We start from the raw sequence: 11,752 nt of genomic DNA, 5'->3' as shown, positions 1-11,752 counted from the left end.
TCCGCAGCGTCGGCGAGAACGCGGCTGCTCTCGTTGCCGATGGTCTTTTCCATGTCAGGGATGATCGCTGCGAGCGTGTGGCCGTCATAGGGATTGCCGGGCAGCGCTTTTGCATGCAGGGCGAACTGGCCACCCTTTGAGCGCTTCAGCGTGGTGGCCACCGACACCTTCACCCCGAACTCGTAGGGCGCGTGCGCCTTGCCCTTGCCGATGCATTCCACCTCGTGCGCATGCAGGCTGTAGATCTTGCGGCCGCGCTGGCGCTGACGCTGCTCGAGAACGGTGGAGGCCTGGTAGAGCGACCATTTGAAAAGCGCGTCCAGCTCCGCGTCGCCGGCGATCTGACGGGAGATGTCGCGGACGGTGCGCCCCAGATACGTCCTGAGCCTGCGCAGGCCTTGTTGGCCCGCTTGAATTGCTTGGCGTGGGCGTAGCGCTGATACATGATCAGCGCCTGTTTGCCGACCCGGACATAGGACTGACGCAGGTCGAGCCGCGTCTTCTTCGCCAGCCGCACCAGCCGCTCGCGGGCGCGATGGATGAGCTTGGCGTCCGTCGGGAACATCACGTTCTTGGGTTGAACCGTCGTGTCGACAATGACCCGGCGCGTATCCTGCGGCTTCATCGCCCCAGTCTTGACCGCAATGCTGAGGCTTTCCTGCAGCAGCACCATGATCCGCTCCTCGCCCATGCGGCTGCGCCAGCGCGTCATCGAGGAGCGGTCGAACGGCAGCTCGTGGCGGAAGAACTCCTCGCCGCACAGATACTGGAAATACGGGTTCTCGATCCAGCGTGCGCACAGCGCCTCGTCCGACAGGTTGAAGGTGTGCTTGAGGATGGCGAGCCCCGCCATCAGCCGGGCCGGCAGCGGCGGCATGCCGGGACCGTCCGAATAGACCGCACCGAAGCGCGCCTCCAGCACCGGCCAGTCGATGGTGCGGACCAGCCGCACCAGCTCATGGTTCATGTTGAGGATCTGATCAAGGCGAGCGCGGAAAAGATCCTGTTCTCCAGTCTCGCGCCGCTCGCGTGGTCTGCCCATCGCCTGGCTCCCGATTCACTGCGATGAAAGCAGTGAATCACGCTTCGCCAGGCGGCGAAATCACAAACTGGAATTGCAAGAAAACTATCCACAAACTGGCCGTTACCTGCAATTCGGAAGCCTGAAAAGTAGACTATTCCTATGCGATATCAGCGGCTTCCGTATTCTTCACGGCCGACCAACGAAATCGCGATCAGCATGGATGGTAAGGGCGCATGGCGCGACAATGTCTTCGTCGAGCGCATCTGGAAATCGGTCAAGTATGAAGAAGATTGTCTCATACGAAACCACGATCCCGCGCTCCAGCAGCATTTCCTCGACCAGACGCAGGCTCAAGGGGAACCTGTAGTAGCCAGACTGCATGGGCGATGATCTGCGGCGGGAAACGATGGCGCTTGTAGCTGACGGTTGCGGTGTTTATTACATCGGTCTATGCCGCAAATTCCTGAACGCGAGTTAAGTTGATAAAGCCGCGGCCAGCGCCGGAAGCTATTCATGGCCGGCTTCGCATCCCGGCCACCCCGACGATAACGCCAGCGACAGGCATCCACTAACATTCAAACTGGATCACCCAATGGGGCCGGCCAGCGCCATCGCAAGTTTTAGCTTACTTGCTTGCGCGCGCGTTCCTTGAATCTCCGGTTCATAGCCTCCTGCGCTTCGGGTGAACCATCATGAAACGTCCCAAACCATTTATCGAGAGGGATAAGCCCTCCAGAGTAGTTACATTCAAAGTACTTGTGATGGAGGTAATGTTGAAAGCCGTGCGTATCTACGGCTCTCTCTCCCACCACAAGCTTGTCGAATCCTGCGTGGACTTGTGCGGGGTCCAGAGCAGAATGAAACAGATGGAATATTGCGTGAATTGGGTGGGATGGAATCACTACGTAAACTAAAACTCCGGAGAAGTAGAGTAGGTGCTCGATGGGGTGCATAGCCAATCCCGACCAGGGGCCTGGATTCACGTTGTTGTGGTGTAAAGAATGGACCCATCGATACATCGGGGGCCAGTGCAAGAATCGGTGAATAAAATAAAAATGCAGATTTTCGATAAATGGGATCAGCAGCAGCAATACTATGCAGTATATGGGATGCTCCCACCACTCTACGAACGGAATATAACCGTTGGCGAAGAGCCATAACATGCCTGCTTCGTAAGCGGTCCAGATTGGCACGCCACTCCCTAGTGACCAAATAACATTGTCCACATTTTGGTTTTTGAACAAGAAGGCTCGATTGCCTTTGGCCGGCCATAAATTATTGTACTTGAATTTCTTGCTCTGGAATTTGAAAGTATAGAGCCGGAGATGCCACGCCCCGTATACTACCAATGCTATAAAGATATTCCGCCCGAAGAGGTATGCCAACCACCCATAATTGGATGATCTGAGCGTTTCCATAGAAGGAGTTAGGTATGCCCAAACCCCGCAGGCGACGAGGGCGTAAGCAATATACCAGGGCAGGATATATCCATCGAATGCAAACAACCACCTGAGAGTGGCTATCGGCCTTAATGGCCACACGAACAATGGTGGATATTTGAGCGGATCGCGTGGCTTCCAATCGCCACGTTTGTTGCGGGTTCCATATTCTAGATCATCCATAGGCCACTCCCAACGACGATTTCTTGTTTAGAAATGTTAGGTTGGATGACGTCAATAGGCATCACCCTTTCGTGAGGGTTTTCCATCGCCCAGCTACGCACCCTGGCAGCTCAACACGGAAGAGACTCGGCCTGAGCTGGTTTGGAAGCGGCCCTCACCGGCCTAGCTGGTCGACCGTGAACTATCCGCAAGCCATTGATCTGGCATGTTGATTGAGGCGGATAGCGGCTTTGGAATTGCAGGATTCGCGGTTTATGAGCGCTGTTTTCCTGCAATTCGGTTTTGCGATTCCCTTGTGCTGCGGAGCGTGATTCACTCGGTTCGGCGGCGGCGAATCGAGGGGACGGCGAATGTCCAAGCCACGCGAGAAGCGCGAGACGGGAGAGCAGGATCTGTTCCGCTCCAGCCTCGATCAGATCATCAACATGAAGCACGAGCTGGTGCGGCTGGCGCAGGCGATCGACTGGCCGGTGCTGGAGGAGCGTTTCGGCGCCGTCTATTCGGACGGCCCCGGCATGCCGCCGCTGCCGACCCGGCTGATGGCGGGGCTGGCGATCCTCAAGCACACCTTCAACCTGTCGGATGAGGTGCTGTGCGAGCGCTGGGTGGAGAACCCTTACTTCCAGTATCTCACCGGCGAGACGTTCTTTTGCCATACGCTGCCGTTTGACCGCTCCTCGATGACGCGTTGGCGCAGCCGTATGGGCGAGGAGCGGATCGTGGCGCTGTTGCAGGAGAGCCTCAGCCTTGCGGTCAAGACCGGGGCGATGAAGCCGGCCGACACGCGCCAGGTCATCGTCGACACGACCGTGCAGCCGAAGAACGTCATGTTCCCGACCGACGCCAAGCTCATCCACCGGGCGCGCGAACGGCTGGTGCGGCTGGCCAAGAGGAAGGGGCTCCATTTGCGCCAGAGCTATGTGCGGGTCGGCAAGCTGGCGCTGATCAGCCATCAGCGCTATGCCCACGCCAAGCAGTTCAAGCGGGCCAACAAGGCGCTGCGCAGGCTCAAGACCTATCTCGGCCGGACCATTCGCGACATCGGTCGCCAGATCGCCGGCGATGCGGGGCTGGACGCGCTCTTCAAATGGCCGCTCTACCAGGCGGCCACCGTTCTCGAGCAACGCCAGCGCCAGCGCGGCCGCAAGATCTACAGCCTGCACGCACACGAGGTAGAATGCATCGGCAAGGGCAAGGCGCATATGCCCTGCGAGTTCGGGGTGAAGGTGTCGGTGGCCACCACGCTGAAGCGCTCCAAAGGTGGCCAGTTCGCCCTGCATGCAAAAGCACTGCCCGGCAATCCCTATGACGGCCACACGCTGGCAAGCGTCATCCCCGACATGGAAAAGACCATCGGCAACGAGATCGGCCGCATCCTCGCCGACGCCGGCTATCGCGGCCACAACGCACCGCAGAGCCACAAGTTCAGGGTCTTCACCGCCGGCCAGAAGCGCCGCGTCACCCCAGCCATCAAGCGCCAGATGCGGCGGCGGTCGGCGGTCGAGCCCGTCATCGGCCACATCAAGAGCGAACATAGAATGGGCCGCAACTACCTCGCCGGCCAGCAGGGCGACGCCCTCAACGCCATCCTGGCCGCCGCCGGCTACAACTTCTCCCTCCTGCTCAGGTGGCTGAAGGATTTTTTGTCGCTCTTGATCGCCCTGGCCTGCTGCCGGTTTTTCGGACACGAGGTTAAGCTAACATAGCTTGTTCCTCGAACTCCACGGGGCTCAGATAGCCCAGCGTCGAGTGCCTCCGCCGGGGGTTATAGAAGCATTCGATGTAGTCGAACACATCCGCTCTGGCGTCATCCCTCGTCCTGTAGACCTTGCGGGCTGTCCGCTCGGTCTTGAGCGACGAGAAGAAGCTCTCCATCGCAGCATTGTCCCATACGTTGCCCGACCGGCTCATCGAACACGTAATGCCGTGATCGGCCATCAGGCGCTGGAACTGCTCGCTCGTGTATTGGGCGGATTCAAGCGGTCGTCGCAACACTCTGAAGTTGGAGGTTGCGATGAGCATTCGAAAGCGGCGATCGGCACGGTCTGGACGAGCGCCATTGCCTTCACCAGGACGGCCGCCTGTGGCGGGGCGCGATGAACAGATTAGATTCTGGCGGGCGATCGCCGCGGGGCTGGGCAGCGAAGATGCTGCGCTCGAAGCCGGAGTGTCGCAGCCTGTAGGAACCAGATGGTTCCGAAAGGCGGGCGGTATGCCACCAGCGATGTTCAGATCCTCGGCGAAGCCGCTCTCTGGGCGTACCTGTCATTGGTGGAGCGCGAAGAGATCGCACTTCTCAGGGTACAGGGCCATTCCATGCAGGAGATTGGGCGCCGGCTCGGTCGGTCCGCCTCGACAATTTCCCGTGAACTGCGGCGCAACGCGGCCACCCGCAGCGGCGGGTTGGAGTATCGGGCGACGACTGCTCAGTGGCATGCGGATCGATCGGCCCGTCGGCCCAAGCCGACCAAGCTTGCGTTCAACGCAACCTTGCGCACTTATGTGGAGGAGAGACTTGCTGGCGTTGTCGTGGTCCCGAGCGGCGCTCTCGTTCATGGTCCCACCGTTACGTGGAAGGGCCGCCGGCATGGCCCGCGAAAGGATCGGCGATGGGCCAGGGCCTGGAGCCCGGAGCAGATTGCCCGACGCTTGCCGATCGACTTCCCGGACGACAAGACGATGCGCATCAGCCACGAAGCCATCTATCAGGCCCTCTTCGTTCAGGGCCGTGGAGTGCTGCGCCGCGAGCTGACGGCCTGCTTGCGAACAGGACGTGTATTACGGGTCCCCAGGGCGCGCGTACGTAGGCGAGGCAAGGGCTTTGTCTCACCGGAGATCATGATCAGTCAGCGTCCCACCGAAGCGGCCGATCGAGCGGTGCCGGGACATTGGGAGGGAGACCTCATCCTCGGTCTTGGCAGCTCGGCGATCGGCACGTTGGTCGAGCGCACGACGCGCTTCACGATGCTACTGCATCTTCCCCGGCTCGTGGGGCATGGCGAAGCTCCGCGCACGAAGAACGGACCTGCGCTCGCGGGACATGGAGCTGAGGCCGTGCGTGACGCGATTACGCGCACCATCATCACCTTGCCCGAAGAGCTACGCCGTTCGCTGACCTGGGATCAGGGAGCCGAAATGGCCCAGCACGATCGTCTCACGATCGATGCGGGTGTGCGGGTCTACTTCTGCGATCCGCAAAGCCCATGGCAGCGCGGCACCAACGAGAACACCAATGGGCTGCTGCGTCAGTACTTCCCGAAAGGCACCGACCTGAGCATTCACAGCGCCGACGAGATCGCCGCCGTGGCAGCGGCCCTCAATGCACGGCCGAGAAAGACCCTGGGTTGGAAAACGCCGGCAGAAGCGCTTGACGAGTTGCTGCCATGAGTGAACACAATCGGTGTTGCGACGATCGCTTGAATCCGCCTTGCGATCCCTGGTCGGAATGATGCAGCAGGCTGTCGGGCTTGCCCCGGCGCCAGATCGCCATGATGAGGGCGTCGGTGACGAGCTGTGCTGTCATCTCGGCCTTCATCGCCCAGCCGACGACCCGCCGGGAGAACAGGTCGACCACGGCGGCAACGTAGAGCCATCCTTCGGCGGTCCAGATATAGGTGAAGTCGGCGACCCATTTCTGGTTCGGCGCCGAGGCCTCGAAGGCGCGGTCAAGGAGGTTGTCCGACACAACCGCTCGCTCGCCCATATCCTTCGGCAGTCCGCGGCGCCGAGGCCTGGCACGCAGACCGTTCTCCCGCATAAGCCTCTCGATGCGATGCAGGCCGCAGGACAGCCCCTCAGCCAGCACGTCGTGCCAGACGCGACGGGCGCCATAGGTGCGGTCGCTGCTCTTGAAGCTACGGTCGATCCTGGAAACGAGGATTTCGTCATCCCGGGAGCGAGCGCTGGGGCTGCGGTCGAGCCAGGCATGGAAGCCTGAGCGGGACACATCCAGCGCACTGCAAAGCCATGCCACCGGCCAGATGTTCCGGTGCCTCGCGATGAAAGCGAACTTCACGTCACTTCCCTCGCGAAGTAGGCTGCGGCCTTTTTTAGGATGTCGCGCTCCGCCTTCAGCTTCGCCACTTCCTTGCGTAGCCGGTCGATCTCCTGCTGCTCCGGCTTCATTTGCCCATGACCGGGAAACGCATGCTGCGGATCGGTCGACAGCTCGCGCACCCATTTGCGCAGCACATTCTCGTGGAGATCGAGGTCGCGGGCAGCCTGGGCCACCGCAACGCCCCGATCCTTGATCAATCTCACCGCCTCAAGCTTGAACTCGCGGCTGAACTTCCTTCTTTGCATTCCAACTCTCCAGTTCCGTTAAACACCTTATCTCGGTGTCCACGAAACCGGCAGCAGGCCAATTCTCCTGTTGCGCATGGGTGACCGCGTGGCGAAGAGCAGGGTCCGAGGTGAGAGCCCTGCCGCGCAGCCTCTACAGTCGTTCCTCATTTGCGGCGCCCGTGCGCACCCTCTTCGGACCTCGTGGGTTCCAGCCGGAGACAAAGCGGGCATAGGCGGTTTCGGCCTGCTCCACCCAGCGGCGCTCTTCTTCCCGGTGGCTATTGATATTGTAGGCATGCGCCGGTCCTTTTTGTCCGCGCGCCGGCCGATGACCTGCCTTGAGCTCGACGTCGCGCACCTTCTTGGCGTGCAGGGACGGCCTTGCCCACACGTAGCTCTCCCCTTCATCAGCAGATGCCAGATCACCACGGCGAGCTTGCGCGCGGTCGCGACGGCGGCGACGTGCTGGCTGCGGCGGGCCCGCACCGGCAGGAAGAAGGCACGGAGTGGCCCCGGCGCACGTGCTGCCGCCCAAGCCGCTTCGACGAGCATGCCGCGGGCATGTCCGCGTCCCTGCTTGGTGATCCGACCATGATAGGCAGGCCCGTGTCCTGATTGCCTGACGCTCGGATTCAGCCCGAGATAGCTGACGAGCTTTTGCGGCTCATCAAAACGGGCCACTTCTCCGATCGCTGCCTTCATTGCCAACGCGACGGTCATGTCGACGCCGGGAATGGTCATCAGCCGCTTCACGCTGTCATCCTCGAGAGCCGAGCAGGCAAGATCGCGCTCATGACCTCGAGGTCATCGCCCAGCCGATCGAACTCGCGCAAATGCCGATCGATAGCGAGGCGCTCGTCTTCCGGCACAACCTGTTCACTCAACCAGGTCCGACCCTTGGCGCCGCATAGGTCTGCATGCGGACAAGGCGGGATCAGGTGGCTATGAAGGATCGACTGGATGATGTTCTTCAAGCGCGATCTCTGCCGGACGATCTGATTGCGCCGTGTGACCTGTCGGCGCAGCGCCTGCGTCGGCTCATCCGCAAATCCAGACTTCTGGCAAGAAGCCGCTGGCATAGAGCTGCGCAAGAACGCTTACGTCGATGGTATCCGTCTTGATCTTGGCATGGGCAATGATACGCACCTGTTTCGGGTTGGCGATCACCACCTTGTTAACATGCGGCGCAACCACAGCTGCAGCGGACGTCGCGTTGCCGGTGGCCTCGATCACCACGACATCGTTCGGCCACAGCTTCGCGGCGAACGCCGCCAGCAGATCACGCCGTATGTCGACGCGGCCGAGTCGCCTGAGCCTGCCATCCTCCCATGCCACTGCTTCGGCGAAGACGCGGTGGATATCCAGTCCGATGATGCGCATGCCTATTCCCTCCTTCCCTGGCTCGGTCAAAGATGGGAGCTGGCGGGCAACACGGACAGCTACTGATCCGCGCTCGCAGCGCATCCGGGAAAGCCGCGAGGGGCGGCCATGTAACGAGCTCGGGCTCTCAGCCTACGGTCTAAAGACGGCCTGCCCGCACTTTCGTGCTCCCGGTGCCCCATGTCCCGGATGGGCTCACCATAAGGCCGCTCTCAAAGAAGAACAGCAGGACGAATAGGCACCAAAGATCACATACCCGATAATGGCTAGGTCGAGCGCATGAATCGCACCATCAAGGACGCGACGGTCAAGCGTTTCCACTATGACGATCACGACCAACTGCGTCGGCGTCTTGCCGACTTCGTCTCGGTCTACAACTTCGGCAATTATGCCGATGGCACGGTGACTTTGGACAAATGGTTCGGGACCTTCCATGACGGTACGCCAGCGTCACAGCAAGCCATGGATGCCCGGATGATGGCGCGCAACAAAAAGCGGCGGGAAAAGCAGAACACAGCCACACCAACCTGACGATAGGAGCTATACCTTCAGCGATCTAGCCGGAGCGGCGTGGCCGCTCCAGCTGTTGGTCCCCGGTGGGCGTAGCACCGGATGACAAACTCAGAGTAAGTTATCCCTGATGTGGAGTTGAAATGGAACTCGGTCGGGGATGCTATCTCCTTCCAGGCCAAACCTCCGTCGAAAATGATCGACCGCCCGCGCGATCTGGAGCTCGAGGTTCTGATCAATGACGAGTGTCACCTTGTTGTCGAGCAAGAGGCGCTTGGCGGTCTCGTCAAGTTCGTGGGCGATGAACTTAATCCTACCGATTTGACCAGCGGAAATGAGCCCTTGCTCCACAAGGTGGCTCCCTACGCCTGCGCTATAGACCGCTCCCACATTATCAATTTGGCGGATTGCGGCGGCGACGCTCTCCCAATAGGGGCGCTGGCTACGGGCACACTCGACGACTTTGACGTTGCGTGGCTCCGCACCCAACTCTGACCAGGCCTGGCGGAATCCGGCCACACGCTCGGCCTCGAACCTGTAATCCAGGTCGCTGCAGGCGATCAGTGTTTCTGCGTCCGCAGCCAGCATCTGCACCAGAAAAAACGCTGCTGCCCTTCCGGCCCTAAGGTGATCAATGCCGACGTAAGAAAGTCTAGGCGTCGTTGGAAGGTCGGACAGGATTGTCACAACCGGAACTCCAGACGCCGTTTTTGCAGCGATAGCGTCCTGAACCTTCGCCGTTTCGGGTGCAAACACGATCAAGGCATTGCTTTTCGACTCGGAGATCGCCTCCGCCAAGGCGGCCGCACGCTTTGCCGGCAGGAACCGCCGCTGCAAGGTAACAGCGCTTCCCAGCTCGGGAATGAGGGATTCAACGGTAGCATTTATGCGCGAGGCACTGCTGCTATCCGGCGTGATCATGATAATTTCGAAGCGCAATCGCCGGGAGTAGGGCGAGGGCAGGAGGCGTTTCATCTTGAGCTGGCGCGCAGCCTCAATCACGCGAATGGCAGTGCTCGGAGAAACGCCGCCCCGTTCATTAAGGACGCGGTCCACCGTAGCGATACCAACGCCGGCGAGCCGGGCAACGTCCTCCAGGTTCTTTCGCACCACTTGCTTCCTCGGATTGTCAAAGTCTAAGGGCTGCCAATCCATCCTTTGACAATTTAGTCTATGTCGTTGAATGTCTAAGCGATATCGTTTGGTGAGGCAAATGCGGAAGAAGATCGTAATCATCGGGGGTGGCCAGGCCGGCGGGCGACTTTCTCAGCTGCTGGCAAAGGAAGCCGACAGTCTCGAAACCACCCTCATTTTTGATGAGCCGTATCCGCCGTATGAACGTCCACCCCTTTCGAAGTCCGTCATCATCGGCGGATCCAGGTTCGAAAAGCACTTGATCTGGCGCCCAGAGAGCGCCGCGTGGACAGCAATCAGCACAAAGGCCGGAGTTCAGGCGCTATCCATCAACAGAGACAAGAAGGAAGTCAGTTTGGCCAATGGAGAGTCCGTGGCCTACGACAAGTGTGTGATTGCCACAGGATCCAGCGTCAGGCCTCTGACTGTCCCCGGCGGCGATCTGCGTGATGTTTTGAAACTCAGGACATACGACGACGCGCTTGCGGTCGCTTCCCGACTAGGTGACATCCGGAAACTGTTGATCATTGGCGGCGGCTTTATAGGCCTCGAGGTTGCCTCAGCCATGCGTGGCCTGGGTATCGAGACGCGGGTCGTGGAGGCTTCAGATCGACTGCTGTCGAGGATTGTTCCCCGGCAGATAGCTGGCAAGCTGCTTGAAAGGCATCGCGCGGCAGGCGTCACATTCAATTTCATGACCATGGTCGAACGGTTCATACACGACCGCAATAAGGCGCTTAAGGCCGCGGTATTGTCTAACGGCGAGACGGTTGAGTGCGATCTCGCGCTCGTTGGGGTTGGGGTTTACCCGAACGTCGCTCTTGGCGAGGACGCGGGCCTTGAGATCGACGTTGGAATATGTACAGATCAGGGCCTAGTCACGTCAGACAAGGATATTCTGGCTTGTGGTGATGTGGCGTCGTTCTGGCATCCCATGTTTGACCGTCGAATCCGTGTGGAAGCCTGGCAGAATGCTGAGGATCACGCGGCGATTGCCGCGGCCTCGCTGTGCGGTCTTGCTGTCCCGAATCCGTCGGTGCCGTTCTTTTGGTCCGATCAATATGAACTGTCATTGCAGCTGATGGGAATGCCATCCTCAGGCGTACTGGTACAGGAAGTCAAAATGGCCGACGGATCGGTCATTTTGGTCCACTCCAACGGGTGGGGTGTTGTGGTCGGGGCGACCGGCTACGGTATCGCCGAGAGCATCGGCAGGGAAATGCGGCGGATCAGGGGAGTGATCAGCCGCTCCGGCTCAACGGACTTTGGATCCGTGGCTGTTGGATAAGTGCCTATCCGTCGACCTGGACGAATACCGATCCGTTTTCCACCTTAACCGGGAAGATCTTCACGGCGTCACAGACAGGCGCGCCGAGCGGATCGCCCGTTCTGACATCGAATCTTCCCGAATGCCTCGGACATTCAATCACACCGTGTTCGAGAAACCCTTCGGACAAATAGGCGTGCTCGTGCGTGCAGATATTCGAGCTGGCAAAGAACTCATCGCCACCAAGTCGGTAAATGGCATAGCTCAGGCCCTCATGGTCCCACCGCACTACATCATCGACCGGCACGTCAGTGATACCAACCGCTTCAACCCATTTTTCGTCCGCCATTTTTGAAAATTCTCCTCCTTAATAAACGACTACACCGCGAATGCTTTCGCCCTGGTGCATCAGCTCGAAACCCTTGTTGATGTCGCCGAGCGGCATGGTGTGGGTGATCATCGGATCGATCTGGATCTTGCCGTCCATGTACCAATCGACAATCTTGGCACGTCGGTGCGGCCGCGTGCGCC

Annotated in this window: 5 protein-coding genes and 8 pseudogenes; 4 read left to right on the top strand and 9 right to left on the bottom strand. The window is 59.8% G+C overall.

Annotation, left to right across the window (positions count from 1 at the left end):
• The 3 genes and pseudogenes from NKI21_RS31930 to NKI21_RS31920 form a co-directional block, all read right to left on the bottom strand.
• Positions 1-1,042, bottom strand: a pseudogene (locus NKI21_RS31930) (IS5 family transposase); the annotation flags it as partial.
• A 270-nt stretch (positions 1,043-1,312) separates the two neighbouring features.
• Positions 1,313-1,463 (bottom strand): annotated as a pseudogene (locus NKI21_RS31925) (IS6 family transposase); the annotation flags it as partial.
• A 181-nt stretch (positions 1,464-1,644) separates the two neighbouring features.
• On the bottom strand, positions 1,645-2,646 hold the full coding sequence (locus NKI21_RS31920; protein WP_352869244.1) for a sterol desaturase family protein: 1,002 nt from the start codon (positions 2,644-2,646) through the stop codon (positions 1,645-1,647).
• Between the two features lie 350 nt (positions 2,647-2,996).
• Here NKI21_RS31920 and NKI21_RS31915 point away from each other — a divergent pair, with 350 nt between their 5' ends.
• A complete protein-coding gene (locus NKI21_RS31915) occupies positions 2,997-4,352 on the top strand; it encodes an IS5 family transposase (protein ID WP_352869242.1) in 1,356 nt (451 codons plus the stop codon).
• Here the strand turns inward: NKI21_RS31915 and NKI21_RS31910 are convergent.
• Positions 4,339-4,623, bottom strand: a pseudogene (locus NKI21_RS31910) (IS3 family transposase); the annotation flags it as partial. The gene NKI21_RS31915 and the pseudogene NKI21_RS31910 overlap by 14 nt on opposite strands.
• A gap of 37 nt (positions 4,624-4,660) precedes the next feature.
• On the opposite strand from NKI21_RS31910, the pseudogene NKI21_RS31905 reads away from it, so the two are divergent.
• Positions 4,661-6,033: pseudogene (locus NKI21_RS31905) on the top strand (IS30 family transposase).
• 40 nt (positions 6,034-6,073) lie between these two features.
• Here the strand turns inward: NKI21_RS31905 and NKI21_RS31900 are convergent.
• Positions 6,074-6,948, bottom strand: a pseudogene (locus NKI21_RS31900) (IS3 family transposase); the annotation flags it as partial.
• A gap of 133 nt (positions 6,949-7,081) precedes the next feature.
• A pseudogene (locus NKI21_RS31895) lies at positions 7,082-8,310 on the bottom strand (IS110 family RNA-guided transposase).
• A 270-nt stretch (positions 8,311-8,580) separates the two neighbouring features.
• Between NKI21_RS31895 and NKI21_RS31890 the strand changes: the two are divergent.
• Positions 8,581-8,694 (top strand): annotated as a pseudogene (locus NKI21_RS31890) (IS481 family transposase); the annotation flags it as partial.
• Positions 8,695-8,931: 237 nt separating this feature from the next.
• On the opposite strand, the gene NKI21_RS31885 reads toward NKI21_RS31890, so the two are convergent.
• Positions 8,932-9,930 (bottom strand): LacI family DNA-binding transcriptional regulator, encoded by a 999-nt coding sequence (locus NKI21_RS31885; protein WP_352869240.1) that lies wholly within the window; start codon positions 9,928-9,930, stop codon positions 8,932-8,934.
• Between the two features lie 103 nt (positions 9,931-10,033).
• Here NKI21_RS31885 and NKI21_RS31880 point away from each other — a divergent pair, with 103 nt between their 5' ends.
• Positions 10,034-11,242, top strand: a complete 1,209-nt coding sequence (locus NKI21_RS31880; protein WP_352869238.1) for an NAD(P)/FAD-dependent oxidoreductase — start codon at positions 10,034-10,036, stop codon at positions 11,240-11,242.
• A gap of 4 nt (positions 11,243-11,246) precedes the next feature.
• Here the strand turns inward: NKI21_RS31880 and NKI21_RS31875 are convergent, their stop codons facing one another.
• Both NKI21_RS31875 and NKI21_RS31870 read right to left on the bottom strand, forming a co-directional pair.
• Positions 11,247-11,570, bottom strand: coding sequence for a non-heme iron oxygenase ferredoxin subunit (locus NKI21_RS31875; RefSeq protein ID WP_352869235.1), 324 nt, complete (start codon positions 11,568-11,570; stop codon positions 11,247-11,249).
• 18 nt (positions 11,571-11,588) lie between these two features.
• A pseudogene (locus NKI21_RS31870) lies at positions 11,589-11,752 on the bottom strand (S-(hydroxymethyl)glutathione dehydrogenase); the annotation flags it as partial.

Source organism: Mesorhizobium sp. M0715 (assembly GCF_040320355.1).
Classification (GTDB): domain Bacteria; phylum Pseudomonadota; class Alphaproteobacteria; order Rhizobiales; family Rhizobiaceae; genus Mesorhizobium.
This window is presented reverse-complemented; position numbering and strand designations above follow the sequence as displayed.